This window comes from Brevibacillus dissolubilis (genome assembly GCF_006170445.1).
In the GTDB taxonomy this organism is placed as follows: Bacteria; Bacillota; Bacilli; order Brevibacillales; family Brevibacillaceae; genus Brevibacillus_B; species Brevibacillus_B dissolubilis.
This window is the reverse complement of record NZ_VCNA01000002.1, coordinates 405,435-426,130: the sequence shown is the minus strand read 5'-3', so window position 1 is coordinate 426,130 and position 20,696 is coordinate 405,435. Positions and strand designations below refer to the sequence as shown.

Here is a 20,696-nt window from a genome sequence, read left to right as displayed (position 1 = left end):
GGAGGAGTCCGTATGGCTGAAATCCGCACAGCAGATACACAGATGAGCACAGCCGCCCTACAAAAACGAGAAAGCAAACGGACGGTCTGGCGCGTCATCAGCTACGTGATCCTGTCATTCTGGGTGTTGGTCACGATCATTCCGATGTATTGGATGGTAGTCACCTCGTTTCGTGACATCGGCTTTTCTGCCACATTTACACCGGAGTGGTTTCCGTCCAGCTTTTCGATTGCGACCTATATCCGCTTTTTCACCAAAACGGATGCGGTGCAGTGGCTGATCAACAGCTTGTTCGTCTCAGGTGTCATCACCTTGAGCAATGTGCTTTTCGCTTCACTGGCAGGTTATGCCTTTGCTAAGCTGCGCTTTCCGGGACGTAATATGATTTTCTGGGTGCTGCTTGCCACGATGATGATTCCCGCGCAGGCGACCCTGATTCCAATCTATATCATGGTTGTGAATGTGTTTAATCTCGCTGATACCTATATAGCGGTGATGCTGCCGTTCTTGGTGACGGTAGGTAATATCTTTTTAATGAAGCAATACATGTCGACACTGCCGTCCACGCTGATCGATGCGGCGCGGATTGACGGCTGCAGTGAGTTTAAAATCTTCCGCAAGGTCATCATGCCGATCTCCAAGCCGGGGGTGGCGGTGCTTGCGATCTTTACTTTCGTCTCGACGTGGAATGAGTTCTTCTGGCCGTTCCTCGTGACCAACTCCAGCGGGATGCGCACGATCCAAGTGGGTCTGGCCACCTTCAAATTCGCGGAGACGGTCGACTATGGCGGTCTGATGGCTGGTTCGGTAATTGCCGCACTGCCGATGATCGTACTGTTCTTCTCGCTTCAACGTTACTTCCTCCAAGGGATTACCATCGGTGCTGTGAAAGGCTAGGTGAACATACATGGCAAGCATTCGTTTTGACAATGTGACGAAGCGATTCGTCGATGAAAAGAACGGCGGGATGTTTACCGCTGTGCATGGAGCTTCTTTTGAAATCAAGGACCAAGAATTCGTCGTCTTCGTCGGTCCCTCCGGCTGTGGCAAAACCACGTCACTGCGCATGATCGCAGGCTTGGAGCGGCAGACAGACGGGGATATCCTGATCGATGGCCGTGTGGTCAATACCGTCCATCCCAAAGACCGCGATATCGCGATGGTGTTTCAGGACTATGCGCTCTATCCGCATATGTCGATTTCAGACAACCTCTCCTTCGGTCTGAAAAACATGGGGCGTCCAGCCTCCGAGATCAAGGAAAAAGTGGACTACGCGGCCAACGTCCTCGGTCTGTCCCATCTGCTCGACCGCAAGCCAAAAGAGATGAGCGGCGGTCAACGCCAGCGTGTCGCGGTAGGTCGTGCGATCGTGCGCAATCCAAAGGTGTTCCTGTTCGATGAGCCGCTGTCCAACCTCGACGCCAAGCTGCGCGTCCAAATGCGGATTGAGCTTGCGCAACTGCACAAGCGCCTCGGCGCGACCATCGTCTACGTCACCCATGACCAAGTAGAGGCGATGACACTGGGCCAACGTATCGTGGTGATGAACCAAGGTCACATTCAGCAGATCGCCAGCCCGCGTGAACTGTACCGCAATCCTGCCAACATGTTCGTTGCTGGATTTATCGGTTCACCACCTATGAACTTTTTCGATGCAGTCCTCGAAGGCAATAAGCTGCGTGTAGGTGATATGCTTCTGGAGATTCCAGCTGACCGCGTAGCAGACTACCAAGGCTACAATGGCAAAGACATCATCCTCGGTCTGCGTCCGGAAGATATCCACGACATTGATTTTGCCTATAACATCCCGACCCACAACCAAGCCCGTGTACAGGTGGAAGTGGTGGAGCATCTGGGTGCAGAAAACCTCGTCTACTTCCGCGTCGGCGAGCGCATGATCACAGCCAAAGTAGCTGGCGAAAGCTCGATCACGACAGGGGACACGCCTACCTTCGTGTTTAACATGGATAAAATGCATCTCTTTGACAAAACAACTGAGCAACGCATCTAAAAACGAATCAAGTCTACGCGTCAAGTCGAAGCCGAGTCTGGTACTTGCTTACAAGCAACAGTATGCGGCCGCATCATTACGGCGCAACAGGGGAGGAAACACACGATGAACAGTTTGACACACATCCTGCAATTGACAGCACGAGAATCCTACAAAAACCTGATGACCATCATCCTGCTCAATCTGACGGTACTGATCTTGCTCAGTCCTGGGGTTCTCCTCCTGCACGTATATGTTGCGGTCGCTTATCTGATCTTGCTCATTGGGCCGCTGATGCTTGCCTTGACTTATGAAACAGGCAACTTCGATGATTATGAGAAAGTAACGGTCAAAGGCTTTTTGAAAACCATCCCGAAATACGCTGGAAAAGGCATTCTGTTTGGGGGTGCGATGTGCTTCTTTGCGCTGATCGTCGGCTCTGCGTGGTGGTATCATGCCAATACGGGAAGCCAGTGGACATTTGTGCTGGCGTGCTTTCAGACGTATTTTGTCGGGATGATTTTCATCAGCCAGCTGTATACGATGCCGCTGTTGACCCAGTATGGCTACACGCTCAAAGACAGCATGTTTGCCAGTGTCAAGCTGTTCATCCGTCATCCACTGTATACGCTGGGGGCTTGCCTGCAGCTCTGGTGTCTGGCGGCTGCGTTGTTGTTTACCGTGGTTGGATTTTTGTTCCTGTATCCGGCGATCTACACGACGATGACGAACAACCTGACGCGCAATGTGCTGATGAGTGACCGTTCCCGCGATTTGCCCGTGTAAGTAGTGGATATGTAAGGTTATGTGTATGGAAGTAATGCGTATGAAAATAGACAGATGTCCTGACCAGACCGAAAAGGGGGATCTCACGAGCATGAATATAGACATCAACCGCCTGACATTGCGCCAAAAAATCGGCCAGATGATCTGCTGCGGATTTGAGGGAACAGAGCCGTCGCCTGAGATTGTGGAGCTGATCGAGCAGCATCACCTCGGCGGCGTTATTTACTTTAGCCGCAATATCGCTAATCCCAAGCAGGTATTTGAGCTGTCCCAAGCCCTGCAAAAGAGGGCGGACATCCCGCTCTTGATCTCGATTGACCAAGAAGGCGGCATGGTGGCGCGGATTACAGAGGGCGTCACGCTGATGCCTGGAAATATGGCTCTCGGTGCGACCCGTGATGTAGAGGGCGTATACGAATCGGCAAAAGTGAGCGGTACCGAGCTGCGTGTATTAGGGATCAATGTCAACTATGCGCCGTGCCTGGACGTGAACAACAATCCGAAAAATCCAGTAATCGGGGTGCGCTCCTATGGCGAGAATCCGGAGCTGGTCGCACAGATGGGGGCTGCTGCGGTCAAAGGCTATCAGGATGCGGGAGTATCGGCAACGATCAAGCATTTTCCCGGTCATGGTGATACACAGGTGGATTCGCACTTGGACTTGCCGGTGATTCCACATGAGATGTCACGCCTGCAAGCAGTCGAGCTTGTGCCGTTCCAACGCGCCATCAACGAGGGTGTCGATTCGATTATGACAGCGCATGTGGTGTTTACGGCTTTGGATCAGGAGACGGATGAGACAGGCAAACCACTCCCATCCACGCTGTCGAAGAGTATCATCACAGGGCTTTTGCGTGAGAAAATGGGCTATGACGGTGTCATCGTCACCGACTGTATGGAGATGAAAGCGATCTCGGATCATTTCGGTACGGAGCGTGCCGCTGTGCTTGCAGTCGAAGCAGGCGTTGACCAAGTGCTGATCAGCCATCGGATGGACCGCCAAGTCGGGGCGATTGAAGCACTGGTACAAGCGGTCGAGAGCGGACGGATCAGCGAAGAGCGGATCAACCAGTCCGTAGAGCGAATATTGCGTCTAAAAGCAACCCGTCACATCGATCAAAGCGTGTCCGACTGGTTCGAAGCCCGGCAGATTCTCTCGACAGAAGCCAGCAGAAGCTTGGCGAGAAGCCTGAGTGAACGCAGTATGACTCTGGTGAAGGATGAGAACAAAGCCATTCCATTGCAAAAGGCGGAAGCCACCTATGTGGTCATCCCGCGGATTGGCGTGACGGCGGAAGTGGATGAGCAGCTGGAGCAAAAAGCTACCCTTGGCCTTCGTCTGGCCCGCTATCTTGGCGGAGATGTAACCGAGAAGATCGTCGAGACCAATCCGACCGAGCAGGAAATCGAGCAGATTTTGATTGAAACCGAGCACGTGGGGCAGATTATCGTGGCAACGTATAATGCGATGTTTCATCCCAAACAGGTGGAGCTGGTGAAACGGTTGATGGAGCGGGGAAGCCAGAACGGGTTGAAACATACCGCGACAAGCCCGCGTCTCATCGTAGTAGCTCTTCGCAATCCATTCGACTTCCATCAATTCCCTGAAGTCCCAACCTTCCTCGCCACTTACGAAAGCCGTCCGCTCGCGCTCGATACCGTAGCGAAGCTTCTTGCGGGTCAGCTCCAAGCATTAGGTCAGCTTCCGGTGACGCTCTCTGATGAATTTTCCTATGGATGGTCCCTGTCATGAAGCGACTGCAAGCCCTGTGGGACAAACCAGAAAAGCTGATCGTCGGGCTGATGTCCGGCACGTCTGTGGATGCGATTGATGCCGCTTTGGTCAAGGTCAGCGGACATGGACGCGATACGTCGTGCCAATTGCTTCATTATGTCAGCCGCCCGTACCCGGAAGCTGTGCGGGCGGAGATTTTTCAACTGTTTTCGCCAGAGAGAAGCCGTGTCGATCATTTGTGCAGCATGAATTTTGTGATCGGTATGCATTTTGCAGATGCAGTGGAACAACTGCTGGCGGAGACAGGTCTGCCCAAGAGTGCGGTTGATCTGATCGGGTCGCACGGGCAGACGGTGTATCACATTCCCCCAGGCATGGACACTTCCCAAACGGGGCTCGTCCCATCCACCCTGCAGATCGGGGAAGCCTCGGTCATCGCGGAACGGATCGGCTGTCCGGTTGTCTCTGATTTCCGTGTCCGCGACATGGCGGCAGGTGGACAAGGTGCACCCCTTGTGCCTTATACTGAATATGTTCTCTATGCTCAACCTGACAAAAATATTGCACTCCAGAATATTGGGGGCATAGGGAACGTTACATTCTTGCCGAAAAGTGGTAGGATGGATTCGGTTATGGCCTTTGACACAGGACCGGGCAACATGATGATTGATGCAGCGATGCAGATCATCACCGATGGACGGGAAAGCTATGACAACGGCGGGCAATTCGCCGCGACAGGACAAGCTCAGATGGCATATATTGAGCGTTGGCTCACGCATCCGTATTTTTCCATGCAGGCTCCAAAATCGACGGGACGCGAGACATTCGGCGTACAGCATACCCGTGAGATCGTGAGTCAGATGCGGGCAGACGGGATTTCGGATGCGGATATTGTTGCGACCATTACCCGTTTTACAGCGGAGACGATTGCAGATCAGTATCGCCGCTTTTTGCTTGATCATGACACGATTGATGAAGTGATCATAGGCGGCGGGGGAAGCTACAATCCGACCTTGCTTGGTTGTCTGCGCGAGCTGCTTGGGACGATTCCAGTCTCGACTCAGGAGGACAAAGGCTACGCAAGCGACGCGAAGGAAGCGATTGCCTTTGCCATTCTGGCGCACGAGACGATCATGGGCAATCCAAGCAATGTACCGTCCGCGACAGGTGCCGCGCACCCCTGCGTCTTAGGGAAATTGTCTTTGTAAAAGGGGAAGAGGAAAGCGATGAGCCACTGGATTTTGCAGCATGGACAATGTGTGATCGGGGAAGAGCTACGGGAAGGGCATCTCGTGATCGAAGCAGGACGGATCAAGGCGTTCGTGGAGAGTGGTAATCAGGCAGAGCTGGAGCAATATCTCCGCGATGCGTCTGGGTCGGGCATCACGTATCAGACGGTTGACTGCACAGGTGCCGTTGTCGGACCGGGTTTTATCGACCTGCATGTACACGGCGGGGGCGGGGCAGATGTGATGGACGCGACGGTGGAAGCGTATGAGCAGATGGCCAAAACGCACGCTGAGTATGGGACGACACGCTTTTTGCTGACGACCGTGACAGGTTCGCATGAGGCATTAATGAAGGTTTGCGAGGCGACTCGTGAATGGTTTGGGCAGCTCGGGATCGGTCAGGGACAGGGGCAAGGCTCTGACGCGGATCTGAGTGACGATCATGACCGCAAGCATTTGAACCCCAATCGTGCGGGGAAGCCGCTGACAGGTGCATTGCCGCTTGGTATCCATCTGGAAGGCCCATATATCGCTCCAGCGAAAAAAGGCGCACAAAATGCCGACTACATCCGGGCTTTTTCTATGGAAGAGTTCGATGCCTACCAGACAGCCTCCGAGCACCGCGTCAAGCTGATTACGCTAGCTCCTGAACGTCTGCCCGACTTGAACACGATCACTCAGTTGAAAAACGATGGGGTAGTCGTCAGCATCGGACACACAGAAGCGACTTATGAAGAGGTGGACGCGGCATTTTCGCACGGCGCGACCCATATCACGCATCTGTGCAATGCCATGCCGCCGATCCATCACCGATCACCTGGTCCAATCACCTATGCGCTCAACCATGACGGGATGACGGTGGAGTTCATTGCGGACGGTCTGCATGTACATCCAGCGATCATGCAGCTGGCGATTCGTGCCAAGAAAAAGTCGGAGATTGCCATCGTGACTGACGCCATCCGGGCAGTCGGCTTGGGCGATGGTGTAACCGATCTCGGCGGGCTGACCGTCTATGTCAAAGATCGCAAAGCCGTGCTTGCAGACGGCACTTTGGCAGGCAGCTGCCTCGACATGGCGACTGCGTACCGCTTTTTGGCGGATGAGCTTACGCTCTCGATCGTAGACCGTTTTCAGTGGATGAGTACCAACCCCGCAAGAATTCTTGGTGTGGAGGATCAGTTGGGAACACTGGCCCCAGAAAAAATTGCAGACGTCGTTATCTTTCGGGATAATGAATGTACGGATGTAATGGTAGCAGGCCAATGGGTAAAAGGAGGACGTACAGAATGAAATTGAACATCGCCCAGAACGAACAAAAGATCAGTCAACTTGTGGCAGATGAGATCGAAAATCTGATTAAGCGTAAGCCGGACGCAGTGCTTGGACTTGCCACCGGGAGCACACCCATTCCTGTCTATCAGGAGCTGATTCGCCGTCATCAGGCAGGACGGATCGATTTTTCACAGGTGAGGACGTTCAATCTGGATGAATATTACGGGTTAGACCGTTCCCACGATCAGAGCTACTATCAGTTCATGCAGACCCATCTGTTCTCCCACATCAATATCCAAGAGGACAACATCCATATCCCATCCGGACAGCCGGCAGACGTGGAAGCATACTGCCGCGAATACGAGGCAGAGATGGAGCGGGCAGGAGGCGTCGACCTGCAGCTTCTCGGGATCGGTCACAATGGTCATATCGGTTTTAACGAACCGGCCAAAGAACTTCATCCCGGCACCCATCTCGTCCGTCTCAAGCCTACCACGATTGAAGCGAATGCACGTTTCTTCACTTCTATCGAACAAGTGCCCACACAAGCAATCACCATGGGCATGCAGAACATTCTCAAGGCCAAGCGAATCCTATTGCTCGCCACTGGCCGCGATAAGGCGGAGATTATCCACAAACTCATACATACAGGCATCACGACGGATATTCCGGCCTCTTTTCTCAAGCTGCATGACAATGTAGGTATCTTCGTCGACGAGGAAGCGGGAAGCCTCGTTGCGTCATGCGCCACATCCTAAACAGATAAGATGAGAGGAGAACTACGGATGAAAAAAATAAACAGGATCATTCCTATCACTACACTCCTGTTCAGTATGATGTTTGGCAGCGGAGCAGGCGCGGTCGGCACAGACAAGACAGACTCCGTCGAACGCGCTTATGTCGCTGCTGTAACAGATGAAGGGGCGTTCCAAACCTATCAACTGATTACTGACGGCCAGCTTCAGACCTTCAAAACAGCCAACAAGTCTGTAGATGTCCATGCAGGCGACTTCGTCAATGCCAAAGTCCATGATGACATGATCGTCAAATTCGAAGAAAAGCTAATCGTCCCATCCAGCCAAGAAAAAATCATGGCGAAGGATACCGCGAAAAAACAGCTCGATCTCGAAAAGAAAGGCTGGGTTTCACTGAACCAACCATACGCGGTCTATCAGGTAAAAGGCGACCAAGTAACAGCAAAGAGCCTGCAAGACGTCTATGTAGGTGCTGAAAATATCAAAACGTACTACACCGCAGACGGCAAGGTTGATTTGGTCGTTCTTGATGGTCCAACCCCAACCAAAACCATGCGCATCGGGATTATGAACCAAGGCTTTGCTTCCCTTGACCACACCAAATTTGACGTGAAATCCGCAGGCGGCCTCCAATTGACCGATAAAAAAGCGGACAAAACCATCAACGTAGAACCGAACACACTCCTCAGCATCACTCCAGCAGCAGGCCAACTGAAAGTGACTGTGAACGGCACAGAAGCTTACACGACAGCCAACCGCCTCTATGTTCTGCCGGCACAGGCAGACTCCCTCGTACAAGTGATGTCCTATACCCGCGCTTACGGCAATCCACTCTACCGTGGTTTCTTTGAAGTAACCCCAGCCGCTGCCGCAGGCAAACTCAATGTCATCAACGAAGTATTGCTCGAAAATTACCTCTACCAAGTCGTTCCAAGCGAAATGCCAGCATCTTTTGGGATTGAAGCGCTGAAAGCACAAAGCGTAGCAGCCCGTACCTATGCGCTCAGCGACTACTACAGCAACCGCTATGCTACCAAAGGCTTCCACGTAGACGACAGCACCCTGAGCCAGGTCTACAACAACAGCGCAGAAAATGCCCTGACCACACAAGCAGTCAACGAAACCAAAGGAATCATCATGGAGCATAACGGTGATCTCGTCGATGCCCGCTATTACTCCACTTCCGGCGGCTTCGGTGCAGCCAAGCACGAAGTATGGGCAGATGCCAACGGAGCGTTCCCAGGCACTCCAGTTGCCTACCTGCAAGGCCAGCCATATACCTACGATCCTGCTGATAACAGCAAAATGGTACAGATCGACACTACCAATGAAGAACAACTCAATGCTTTCTACAAAAACGTAAGCTATACCGGCTACGATTCTGATTCTTTCTACTTCCGCTGGAAAGTGACGTTCTCCAAGCAAGAACTGGAAAACAGCATCAACACCAATATCGCAGGCCGTTACACCGCTGATCCGAAATTCGTCCTGACCCTTGATTCCAACGGTCAATTCGTCTCCAAGCCAATTCCGGCAGCAGGGATCGGCACTTTGAAAAACCTCTACGTCTCCAAACGCGGCCAAGGTGGCAACATGATGGAACTCGTCATCGAAAGCTCCACCGGCACCTACAAAATCGTCAAAGAATACAACATCCGTTTCACCATTCGCCCAAGCAAATCATTCACTCTGGGCAATGATGTCCTCTTGTATCGTGCAAAAGGCGCCTCCACTACCTACGATGCAACTGCGACCATGAAGAACTACACCATTCTGCCGTCTTCCTTCGCCACCTTTGACATCGTAAAAGATGCTAACGACGCGATCACTTCAGTCACCTTCTACGGTGGCGGTAACGGCCACGGCGCAGGTATGAGCCAATACGGCGCATCCAGCCTCGGTGCAAAAGGATGGAAAGTAGAGCAGATCCTGCGCGCTTACTATCCGAATGCAGAATTGGTCAATGTGTATGAAAAAGAAACATCTTATAAGGCGATTGCTCAATAGGGTAGTTTGCTTTGAATAGGCTTTGTTACAGGTTTGTAAGAGGGGAGTCCGGCTGGGGATGATAAGCCGGGCTTCCTTTTTGCTATGTTTCAGTAGTTTAGGTGGAGGGGAGAGCAGGCGTGTTGCAGTGTTATACCTCTGTTGAAACCCTGCAAGGGGGATTGACTGTCCGCTGCGAGAAAAGCAAGGGCTTGTCCGGGTCAAAAATTTCACAGAAGAAGGTTCAAGCGTAGAGGTTTGCCCCTGAGTAGATCGGGGGAGCTATTGCCGCCCTTGCTTTTCTCTTCGCTGGGTTGGGGTTTCAAAGGAGCTCTTCCACTTGCAACACGCCTGCTCTCCTCAAGCTGTGCATTTTGAAAATCATCCAATAAACCTGATCAATACCATCCACTCCACGTTTAACATTCCTTAATAAAACCCTAATAAAAACCCCACTCCTAGCTTCACATTCAACCCTTATCCTAATATCTGTGTGAAATGCTGCATCTTGATGTGAACTGGCACCACTACGTTTCACGCGTTCATTTTGATTCACGTTCATTTTTTTCCGGGGAATGGTGATTGCTATGGGTGAACAGGCAACCGTCACATTAGCTGCAAAAGCAGATTTAAACGAAATGATTCAGCTTTCTTCCGTCACATTTCCGAACCGTATGAATGTCCATGAGCTTCGTAAGTATTTTGAACTGTTTCCCCAACTGGTTTTTAAGGCAGTAACCGGAGACAAAATCATCGGGTTTGCCTGTGCCGGGGTGGATATGTATCAGACAACAGGATATTTGCTGTTCAGCAATGTATCACCTGATTATCAGGGGAGGGGACTTGGGAAGAGGTTGATTGAAGCGCGTTTGGCTGCCCTACGCCACTATCCCACTCTAGAGCGAGTATTAGTGACCGTAAATCCAACGAACACAGCCTCCATCAACGCGCTCCGCTCATTTGGATTTGTTTATAGCCATACAGAAAAAGACTACTATGGACCAGGTACAGACCGGGACATAATGGCCCTACAGCTTGCTCCATATCAATCGGTTAATCTCCATCCAGCAGCTATATTTCAGAGCGAAATACCACAAGAGACCGCCTAAAAGAGACGTTTCGCTTACAGTAAAAAATCACTTCAACCAGATAAATTCACGTCCAACACAACAGAAAAAACGATAAATCAGGAATATCCTCTCTAGACAAACAGGAACAAGGGTTGATATCAAATCAACTTGTTTTCACGGTTAGTCGAAGGGAGGATTTTTTCTATTCAGAATCTTTAATCATGAATAACCTTTTTGACGAATAGTTTATCAATTAGGAAAAGAGTATTAATTTATAATAATTCATAACAATATTATCAAAATACATGGACAAATGTGGAATATAACTTTATAATAATTTACAAATAAGTACTCACATAAACAAATGTGAGTGAAAATTAAAAATATGTCAGGAGGGTCTAGTAATGGCAAAGAAAAACATGAAAGTAATGGGTAGCCTCTTGTTGTCCGCAAGCCTTCTTCTCTCTGCATCTGTAGTAAGTGCATCTGTTGATGCTAATGCATCCGAGGAGAAAGTACGTGTTTTGATCAAATCTGACAAAGCACAAAAAGCTTCTCTCAAAAAAGAATATGGTGCGCGTAACGATTTTGCTGACAAAGGCTTCACAACGGAAGTAACTGTCAAACAATTCGAAGCACTCAAGCAAAACAAAAACCTTGAAGTATCTCTGGTTGATATCGTAAGCATCGATGCACCTCCAAGCGGTGGCAGCACTCGTGCAGTGCCAACTGACCGTACTCCATGGGGTATCGAATCCATCTACAAAAACTCCGCAATCACTGCTACAACAGGTGGCGCTGGTATCACCGTTGCTGTTCTTGACACCGGTGTTAACATCAACCACAACGACCTCGTAGGTCAATCTGTACAGTGCAATGACTTCACCCAACGTTCTGCTAACATCGTATACAACACTTGCAACGATAAAAACGGTCACGGTTCCCACGTAGCAGGTACGATCCTCGCTCACGGTGGTAACGATGGTCTGGGTATCTACGGTGTAGCTCCACAAGCAGACCTGTGGGCTTACAAAGTACTCAACGACCAAGGTTCTGGCTACTCCGATGACATCGCGAATGCGATCAAACATGCGGCTGACCAAAGCAAAGCAACCGGCTCCAAAGTAATCATCTCCATGTCCCTTGGTTCTGCAAGCAAAGCTAGCCTGATCGCTGACGCTGTTACTTATGCGAACAACAACGGCGTACTGGTAGTAGCGGCTGCAGGTAACTCCGGTCCTAACCCAGGCACCATCGGTTACCCAGGCGCACTCGTTGACGCTGTAGCGGTTGCAGCTCTTGAGAACGTGCAAGCTAACGGCACTCTCCGTGTAGCTGACTTCTCCTCCCGTGGTATCTCCGGCGGCGCTGGCGACTACAAAATCGGCGAAGGCGACGTAGAAGTATCTGCTCCAGGACGTGCAATTGAGTCCACTTGGTCCGATGGCGGCTACAACACCATCAGCGGTACTTCCATGGCGACTCCACACATCTCCGGTCTCGCTGCAAAAATCTGGGCAACCAACCCGAACCTCTCCAATGCAGGCGTACGCGCTGAACTCCAAGCTCGTGCAAAAGCAAACGACATCCTGGGTGGTCTCTACGCAGCTACTGGCGATGACATCGCTTCTGGCTTCGGTTACCCAACTGTTTCTTCTACTGACAAGTAAGAATAATGAATACAAGCTTCCGGTGAATCCCGGGACAAAAAAGACGGTCACAGCCATAAGCTGTTGGCCGTCTTTTTTCCTGTTGATGGAAGGTAAACCGCTTTATACATGGAGGTTTTTAGCAGGGTTACCTTTTGTCTATCTGCGAACGATATGGATGCACCATCTGAGGGAGTAAGTTTTGATTTTCTGCAACATTTTCGATTTTAATCCCGTTTAGCTTTATGATAAGATGGGGGATACATGAAAAAATTAGTTAAAGACGAAAGGTTCGACTGCTGATGCAATGGAGAAATAACTTCTTACTCATGTCAACGTTGCTGCTAAGTAAGTTTTTCTGGTTTCGTGTTTTCCTGTACGATGATAAAAATCCAATTAACCTGTTGTGGGCGGAAGCCAGCACAGTTGTCTTGATCGTTACGCTGTTGGCTCTGTTTTTCTCCCGCCGTACCATGACAGCCTATGTGGTCAGCAATGCGATTTTGTCCACTTTGATGTTTTCGATAGTGGTGTACTACACCTATTACGGCAAAATCATGACCTACCAGGCGCTGTTCCAAGTGGGGCAGGTTAAAGACGTGGGCGAGAGTGTCCTGACTCTGATCAAGCCGAAGTTTTTCATCCTGTTCGCCGATCTGGCCATCTACATGGTGGTCCGGCGCATGTTGAGCCATCAGACATTTACTGCCATTTCGTTTCAGAAAAAGCATATGGCATTGGTTTGTGTCTTCCTGCTGCTTTTCTCTGTCGGGAAGGTAAAAGCTGAGCATACCGATGAGATCCTCAATGAAAAGAAAAAGGCAGAAAAGATGGGCCTGATCAGCTTTCAGGTCAGCAGCCTGTTTGAAGATGAAAGCAAAAAGCCGAAATGGGATGCAAACAGCAGTCCAGAACGGCTGAAGGTACTCAAAGGTCTGGCAGCGGATCAGATCAGCAACCCACCGCAGATGTTCGGCAAGGCTGCGGGCAAAAACCTGCTGCTAATTCAATTGGAGGCGTTCCAGAGTTTCCTGATCGGACTTGAGGTAGAAGGCCGGGAAGTGACGCCGAACCTAAACAAACTGGTGAAAGAAAGCATCTATTTCCCGCACCTGTTCCAAAACATCGGTCAAGGGAATACGTCTGATGCCGAATTTTTAGCGAACACCTCGCTGTACCCAGTGGGGGATTCAGCGATGTCTTTTGCATTTGGTGACCGTGAGATCCCGAGTCTGCCGCGCTTGCTGAAGACGAGGGGTTACCAGACGATGACGTTCCACGCCAACAAGGTGGATTTCTGGAACCGCGACGAGCTGTATCCGGCACTTGGTTTTGACCGTTATTATGATCAGGAGTACATCGGAGTAGAAGATATCATCAGCATGGGTTCATCTGATGCCGTGCTGTATCGCAAAGTTCTTCCGGTGCTTGAGGATCATCAGAAAAACAAGCGTGCTTTTTACGCACAGCTGATTACGATGTCTGGACACCATCCGTTCCAGTTGCCTGAGGGTCATGAGCGGTTCCCAATCCCTGAAGAAGTTCAGGGGACGATGACAGGTGACTACCTGCAGGCCCAGCATTACGTCGATGAGCAGCTGGGTATCTTCATCGAGGAAATGAAGAAAAAAGGCTTGTGGAATAACACGGTGGTAGCGATGTATGGGGACCACTACGGCCTGCCGCTCGATGGTAAGAATGAAGAGGAGCAGGCACTGCTCGAAGCGGGCATCGGTCATAAGTACAGCCGTACCGACGTATATGGCGTGCCGTTCATCATCCACGTACCAGGGATGAAGGAAGGGCGCAAGGTAGAGATCACTGGTGGTCAGATCGACATGATGCCAACCATGGTCAACCTCCTGGGGATCAACCTGGATCAGCTCAACCACGTCCATTTCGGAAAAGACCTGCTCAATGCCAAGCATAACCTGATCGGGGAGCGTTTTTATCTGCCGACCGGGACGTTCATTAATGATGATATTCTCTTCCTGCCGGGCAACCGGTTTGAAGATGGTACTGCATTTGATGTAAAAACAGGGGAACCTGTGAGTGATTTCCAAAAATACGCCGCTGATTATCAACGGGCGGTCGAATTGATTTTCCTCAGTGATTCGTATATGAAGACACTGCCGAAGCGCGAGATGGAAGAGGAAAAAACCAACCCCTAAAAGCTGAATGAATCAAAAACAAAACCCGTCAGATGCTGTGCACCTCATGTTCGAGGCTCACACGGTATCGGACGGGTTTTTTGTTGCGCTCTCATATGAAATGACTAATGAGAGGGGTGCTGTTCATTCATCCCTAGATTTTTGGTCATCGTCTCGGCATTCATCACATTAAACGGCAGATTGGGTGTCAGCTTATGATCAGCGTAAAATTCTTCCGGAGCCGCTCCGGTGTCATAGGTAAGCGGCACGGTTTCCTGCAGCAGGCTGGACGCTTGATCCTGCTGGGTGGTTGCGGTGCGGGCTTCATCGACCAGCTCCCTCATCTGGCCGGTTGCGGTGGAGGCCATGCCTTTGACTTGGTCAGCGACAGACAGCAGGGCAGCCACGCCTTTTACCGCTGCACGGCGGGTGAGCTTACGGGCTTCCGGTGAGACGGACAGGAGTACAGTGGCGGCGGTGACAGCGATACCCAGCGGGGTACGGGGCAGGAATTTTTGCAACATCATCAATCCCTCGTTTCTGTAGATGTACTGTATCTGTTACCCTCTCCCAATTGGCAAATGTTATTCGTTTGAGAATTACATAAAAGGCTTGGGGCGCGCCCATAATAGCATCAAATTGTTCTATTTTCGGCAACAGAAATGGGGTGAGGACATGGAAGCATTCACATTCAAACAGAGAGCGATTCATGCATTGCCAGGCCGGCTGCGCGTCGAAGTCTATGGAATCAAAGGGGACCGCAGCAGGGCCGGGCAGCTGACCCAGAGCCTGAGCAGCCAGCCGGGGATCACGTCTGTGCGGGTATGCGACGGGACGGGGAAGGCGCTTATTCACTATCAGCCAGAGCAGTTGACGGCAGAGATGATCTGTCAGTTCATCCAGCGGTTTGAGGAGCAGGTTTTTGTAGAGCGGCATTCGCAACTCGAAGCGGGTGAAGAGAGCAGGCGTAACGTTGAGATCAAGTCAGACCGCGAAGGAGACACACCGCTCGCGGAACAACAGATCGCAGCTACTGCCTATGCCGCCGCTGTTGATGAGCGAGGAATACCGCCTGCGTTTGAAGCCGTTCCACATGAGCCGATCCAGAGGCAAGAGGGCTTACCACTGACCTTGACAGCGGTTGCTGTGGCTGGGGTGGGCGTACTCGGGGTCAAACAGCTGCTTGCCGGTAAATCGGCATTGGCCGCCAATTCAGGGCTGTTCGCCGCGGCAGGTGTCTTGTCGATCGTCTCCGGTTACCCGATGCTCAAGCAGGGGGCCGAGCGACTTTTCCGAGAAGGGCAGATCTCTACCGACCTGGTCCTCGGTGCGGCCGCCGTTGCTCTGGGTCTAGTACGCGAAAACCTGCTGGCCTTGTCCGGAGCCGCCCTGATTCAATTCCTCCAGTGGCAACGCCTCAAGAATCAGGAAAAGAACATGGACCCAGCCCTGTATCAAGCCACCGAGACGAAGCGATATGCCAATCGGGCCAGTACACTCGGATTTGGCTTGGCCGGGGCTACCTATCTGTACACGCGCAATCCATGGATGACATTAGGTATCCTGCTGGCAGCCAATCCACGTCCGGCACTAGCCGCCGAGGAATACGCGTGGAAACAAGCCGAGCACGTATCCCGCGAAGGGGGCCGCATGCTCCCCCGCCATATGACCTTGTGTCAGCTGTCCGAGCTCAAGCAGGTGATCGTAGACGATACCTCCACGCTGTTTACCAAACAGGAGGGTGGACTTACCTGTATCAGCAAGCAAGACGAAGAGCATGCATGGGGCTTGGTCCGCAATCTGTTGGAGGAGACCAATCATCCGTTGCGGCAAGCGGTTTTGACCCATACCGTATCAATGAGGATGAAAAAACGCCAAACTTTTCAACTACAACATACCCAAGACGGCGTGCGTGCCAATATCGGCGGACATGATGTTCTGTTTGGCAACAAAGCTTGGATGCAAGCCAACCAGATCAGCCTGCAGGATTATGAGTGGGAAGCCAAGCGCCATGAGAAAAAAGGCTGCGAGGTCTATTATCTTGCCAAAGACCGCAAGTGCCGTGCGCTTTTCACCAACAAATGTCCGGTTACAGAACAGGCTGAGGTACAGCATCTCGCAGCTCTCCAGGAGGCTTATCCGGGGATCAGGGTGTCATTCCTGCAAGATTCGCTCGGAATTGCCCGGGATGGATTGGTGGAGCGGCCGCAATGGCGTCTTTTGACCAATTCCGAGCTGGATCGGCTGTCAGCTACCAAGCATTCAGAGGCTCAGCATCATCTGCTGATCCGCAAAAACAGTCCACCATCCGCATTGGAAGCGGAAGTACCGTTCATCTATGCAAGCGAGCTTTCCCAATTGAGCAAGACGATTGAGTATGCGCATAAGGTGGGACAGCTCAATACCCAACACCGCAAGTTCACGGCCATGTGGAACGTGATCGCGACCCCGCTCGTGATGATGGGCCGCATCTCCCCGCCGCTGACTAATCTGATTGCGGATGGTGTGAAGCTGATCTTCCTGTCTAGAGCCGAGCGGGCTGTCCGCAGTCGGGAAGCCGGAGCGGAGCCTGATTTTTTTGGCTGGAAACTGGGTGGATGGGGGGAGAAGAGAGACCAACCATCCGGTGTGGAATCGGCTGGGGATTTCGCTACACCGCAGAGAAACTCTGATTCAGAACAAACAGATACAGAACAGACGGATATTGGTTCAATATCGACGAAAATCGGTTCATCACAGACTACCACGGATACCCCCAGCTTCACAGGTCGTACAGGGGCAACCGCTTGGCACAGCCTGTCAGAACACGAACTGTCCGCGCAGCTTAACACGAGTACCCAACAAGGTCTGACCGCCGGGCAAGTCAAGCAACTCCACGCCAAAGTAGGCCCCAATGTGATCCAACCAGCCAAGAAACAGCACTGGTCGATGGTCTTCCTCAAACAGTTCAGCGAGTTCACGACGCTGATTCTGTTGGGTACGGCGACGCTCTCGATTTTGTCTGGTGATATCTTCGACGGATTGGCGATGGGAGCGGTTCTCGTAGCGAATGCGGTGATTGCCACCGTCCAGGAGCGCAAGGCGGAGCGGATCGTCGAGGCGCTCGATCAGTTCCAACCACCGCAGTGTCGGGTCATCCGGGACGGCAAGCAGATTGAGGTCTCCGCTACTGATCTGGTGCCGGGAGATCTGGTGGTGATGGAGGCCGGAGACTGTGTCCCTGCTGACCTGCGCCTGATCGAGGACAACAGTCTGGAGGTCAATGAAGCAGCACTCACAGGAGAATCCTTCTCCGTGAAAAAGCAGACAGGAGTCACATCCGCCAAAGCCGCGTTGGCAGAGCGGAGCAACATGCTCTATATGGGCACAAGCATCACGCGCGGCAAGGGAATCGGTGTCGTCGTCGCAACGGGAATGACGACTGAGATCGGCTACCTCACCTCGTTGTTAAAAGACGATGAACTCGAGATGACCCCGCTGCAGCAGAAGGCGACGGCGATCAGTAAATTTTTCGTCAAAGGAGCCATGGCAGTAGGGACGGTCGTATTCGCGGTCGGACTCCTTCGCGGCAACACAATCGGCCAGATGATCTCTACCTCTGTCGCGTTGATCGCCTCCGCGATTCCAGAGGGCTTGCCTGTGACGATCACGATTGCCCTGTCCGCCGGTATATTCCGGATGTCCAAGCGAAATGCCGTGATGCGCAAGCTTTCGTCGCTTGAGACACTGGGCCGCGTCACCGTCATCTGCTCCGACAAGACCGGGACGCTGACCAAAAACGAAATGACCGTGACCAAAATCGCCACCATCGATGATGAATGGGACGTAAGCGGCGAAGGCTACGCACCAGTTGGCACCATGTCGCACCCGAACGGCAAAACGGTGCAGGACTCCAAAGAACTGAAAAAACTGATCCACATCGCCATGCTCTGCAATGACAGCCAGCTGACCCAAAGAGACAACAACTGGTCGCTCAAAGGTGATCCAACCGAAGGCGCCCTGCTGACACTGGCGAAAAAAGCAGGCTACCATCCAGAGAAGCTGACGGATTGGTCACGGAAAAATGAAATCCCATTCGACTCCAACCACGGTACGATGAGCGTGATCTGTCATGACGGTGTGGAATCCAATCCGTGCTTCCTGATGACCAAAGGCTCGATTGAAGCAGTATTGAACAAATGTAACTCCTACCAATCCGGGGGAGAAGTACACCCGCTGACAGACCAAATGAAGCAAACCATCATCACCCAAAACAAGGCGTATGCCTCCCAAGCCCTGCGTGTCCTCGGTTTTGCCTACCGTTGCTTGAAAAAAGACGAAGGCACCGATCAAGTACACGACCAAGACCTGATCTACATCGGGATGGTCGGCATGATTGACCCGGCTAAGCCAGAGGTGGACAAGGCGATCCAAGAAGCCTTCCAGCTTGGGGTGAAGCCAGTCATGATAACGGGCGACCATCCGATCACGGCGATTGCCATCGGGCAGCGGCTGGGGATGTATCAGCCAGGCGACCGTGTCGTCACAGGTGTGGAACTGGATGGCATCAGCGACGACGAGCTGGTCAAGTCGGTTAACCACATCTCCATCTTTGCTCGCGTGACCCCTGAGCACAAGCTGCGGATTGTCCAAGCATACCAACGGGCAGGCCATATCGTCGCGATGACCGGAGACGGTGTCAATGACGCACCCGCGATCAAAAAGGCCAATGTCGGAATCGCCATGGGCCGCACAGGAACCGAGGTCACCAAGCAATCAGCTGACATGGTGCTCAAGGAGGATCACTTCGGTTCGATCGTCGACGGGGTGAAGGAAGGCCGCACGATCATCAGCAACATCCGAAAAGCAATCGGCTGTCTGTTGACGGGCAATCTTGCTGAGATCATGGTCAGCAGTCTTGCTGTCATCGCTGGTCTGCCGATTCCGCTCGTACCTGTCCAGATCCTCTTGATGAATCTGCTGACCGACGCGCTCCCAGCTGCCGTACTTGCTGTCAATCCAGGCAACAAGGAGCTGGTCACCGAGCGGCAGGATATCGTCGATCGCGAGCTGTACAAAAAAGTGGCGATCCGTGGTCTCATCCTCGGTCTTGGCGCACTCGGACTGTTTGCCGCAAGCATGGCAGCAGGTACACCACTTCCGGTGGCACGGACGATGGCATTTGCTACCCTTGTCGCAGGCCAGCTGATCCAGACCTTCTCCTGGCGTCAGGAAAACGGACAGCCATTCAACAACTGGGTCAAAGACCGTTTCATGCTCGGGGCACTGGGCGTCTCATGGCTTGCGCTCATGGCGGTCATCTATATACCGGCCTTGTCCACGCTGTTCCATACAGCACCGCTCAGCCTGACACAGATGATTCCGGTTCTCTTGGTCGGCGGCTCGGTCAGTCTGGTATCACGTCCGCTAGTAGCTGCCATCACAGGACGACAGGCACCGACCACGGCTTTTGCCCCTATACAGGCTCAAATCGCATAAACCCATGATGTAGACGGATAGAGGAAGTGATCACATGCTAGCTACGAAATTGGTCGAACGGGTGGTCGTCGGTACGGCGCTGGTGCTCGGCGCCTCCGTCCTGCTGCCCATCGCCAAAACCAGCCTCACCACCGCAGCACGAGTCGGCGGACGCGCTGTCAACGGAGCGGTGGAAGGAGCACGCCATGCGTTACTGACGGCCCGCGAAGAGGTAGAAGACATCATCGCCGAGGCCCAGTTCGAACGGATGAAAAACCAGATCGACAACGATATCATGCACTAACCATACCCTCAAAGGAGGTTCACCATGGAAGGACAAAAAGTGGACTACCACCTCCAACAAGCATTTGCCCACCTGCGCGAAGCCCTGCAGGTCAGCATCGGACAGATCACCAACAATGCCAGCAGTAAGAATGAGATCGGACAGAAATGGGAGACGTTTCTGCGCGAATTCTTCGGGATGATCAAAGCAAAAGGAAAAGAGAGCAAGATCAACCTGCTCTCCTTGGTATCAGTGACGAAGCTTTGGCGGTAAATCAAGCAATGCCTACACAACTCTACAGCCACATCAGCTGCGTGCGGGGATCTCTTCTATC

15 protein-coding genes are annotated in these 20,696 nt (G+C 52.1%); 14 read left to right on the top strand and 1 reads right to left on the bottom strand.

From position 1 onward, the window contains the following. Positions 1–12 precede the first annotated feature (12 nt). The 11 genes from FGI41_RS03960 (at position 13) to FGI41_RS03910 (ending at position 14,643) form a co-directional block, all read left to right on the top strand. Positions 13–897, top strand: coding sequence for a carbohydrate ABC transporter permease (locus FGI41_RS03960; RefSeq protein ID WP_438358005.1), 885 nt, complete (start codon positions 13–15; stop codon positions 895–897). 10 nt (positions 898–907) lie between these two features. Next, positions 908–2,011: an ABC transporter ATP-binding protein gene (locus FGI41_RS03955; protein ID WP_139488650.1), complete on the top strand. Its 1,104-nt coding sequence runs from the start codon at positions 908–910 to the stop codon at positions 2,009–2,011. A gap of 105 nt (positions 2,012–2,116) precedes the next feature. Then, positions 2,117–2,776, top strand: a complete 660-nt coding sequence (locus FGI41_RS03950; RefSeq protein ID WP_139488649.1) for a hypothetical protein — start codon at positions 2,117–2,119, stop codon at positions 2,774–2,776. A gap of 91 nt (positions 2,777–2,867) precedes the next feature. Beyond that, positions 2,868–4,529, top strand: coding sequence for a beta-N-acetylhexosaminidase (gene nagZ, locus FGI41_RS03945; RefSeq protein WP_139488648.1), 1,662 nt, complete (start codon positions 2,868–2,870; stop codon positions 4,527–4,529). Then, the gene (locus tag FGI41_RS03940) at positions 4,526–5,719 is read left to right on the top strand and encodes an anhydro-N-acetylmuramic acid kinase (protein WP_139488647.1); all 1,194 of its coding nucleotides are present in this window, start codon (positions 4,526–4,528) and stop codon (positions 5,717–5,719) included. The genes nagZ and FGI41_RS03940 overlap by 4 nt, the downstream gene beginning before the upstream one ends. An 18-nt stretch (positions 5,720–5,737) precedes the next feature. Beyond that, positions 5,738–7,030 carry an N-acetylglucosamine-6-phosphate deacetylase gene (gene nagA / locus FGI41_RS03935; RefSeq protein ID WP_139488646.1) on the top strand — a complete coding sequence of 431 codons (1,293 nt, stop codon included), beginning with the start codon at positions 5,738–5,740 and terminating at the stop codon, positions 7,028–7,030. After that, positions 7,027–7,770 carry a glucosamine-6-phosphate deaminase gene (gene nagB / locus FGI41_RS03930; RefSeq protein ID WP_139488645.1) on the top strand — a complete coding sequence of 248 codons (744 nt, stop codon included), beginning with the start codon at positions 7,027–7,029 and terminating at the stop codon, positions 7,768–7,770. The genes nagA and nagB overlap by 4 nt, the downstream gene beginning before the upstream one ends. A gap of 27 nt (positions 7,771–7,797) precedes the next feature. Beyond that, positions 7,798–9,774, top strand: a complete 1,977-nt coding sequence (locus FGI41_RS03925) for a SpoIID/LytB domain-containing protein (protein WP_176560113.1) — start codon at positions 7,798–7,800, stop codon at positions 9,772–9,774. Between the two features lie 566 nt (positions 9,775–10,340). Continuing rightward, entirely contained in the window at positions 10,341–10,862 is a 522-nt protein-coding gene (locus tag FGI41_RS03920; RefSeq protein WP_139488643.1) for a GNAT family N-acetyltransferase, read from the top strand. A gap of 365 nt (positions 10,863–11,227) precedes the next feature. Next, positions 11,228–12,493 carry a S8 family peptidase gene (locus FGI41_RS03915; protein ID WP_255298314.1) on the top strand — a complete coding sequence of 422 codons (1,266 nt, stop codon included), beginning with the start codon at positions 11,228–11,230 and terminating at the stop codon, positions 12,491–12,493. A 308-nt stretch (positions 12,494–12,801) separates the two neighbouring features. Further along, positions 12,802–14,643, top strand: coding sequence for an LTA synthase family protein (locus tag FGI41_RS03910; RefSeq protein WP_255298313.1), 1,842 nt, complete (start codon positions 12,802–12,804; stop codon positions 14,641–14,643). 104 nt (positions 14,644–14,747) lie between these two features. Here FGI41_RS03910 and FGI41_RS03905 read toward each other — a convergent pair whose 3' ends face one another. Further along, positions 14,748–15,149: a hypothetical protein gene (locus tag FGI41_RS03905; RefSeq protein ID WP_139488641.1), complete on the bottom strand. Its 402-nt coding sequence runs from the start codon at positions 15,147–15,149 to the stop codon at positions 14,748–14,750. 148 nt (positions 15,150–15,297) lie between these two features. Here FGI41_RS03905 and FGI41_RS03900 point away from each other — a divergent pair, with 148 nt between their 5' ends. From FGI41_RS03900 to FGI41_RS03890, 3 genes are read left to right on the top strand one after another with little or no spacing between them, the layout of a single operon-like run. After that, the gene (locus FGI41_RS03900) at positions 15,298–20,100 is read left to right on the top strand and encodes a cation-translocating P-type ATPase (protein ID WP_255298312.1); all 4,803 of its coding nucleotides are present in this window, start codon (positions 15,298–15,300) and stop codon (positions 20,098–20,100) included. Between the two features lie 34 nt (positions 20,101–20,134). Then, the gene (locus FGI41_RS03895; RefSeq protein ID WP_139488640.1) at positions 20,135–20,383 is read left to right on the top strand and encodes a DUF5132 domain-containing protein; all 249 of its coding nucleotides are present in this window, start codon (positions 20,135–20,137) and stop codon (positions 20,381–20,383) included. Between the two features lie 24 nt (positions 20,384–20,407). Further along, positions 20,408–20,635 carry a hypothetical protein gene (locus FGI41_RS03890; protein WP_139488639.1) on the top strand — a complete coding sequence of 76 codons (228 nt, stop codon included), beginning with the start codon at positions 20,408–20,410 and terminating at the stop codon, positions 20,633–20,635. Positions 20,636–20,696: the final 61 nt, after the last annotated feature.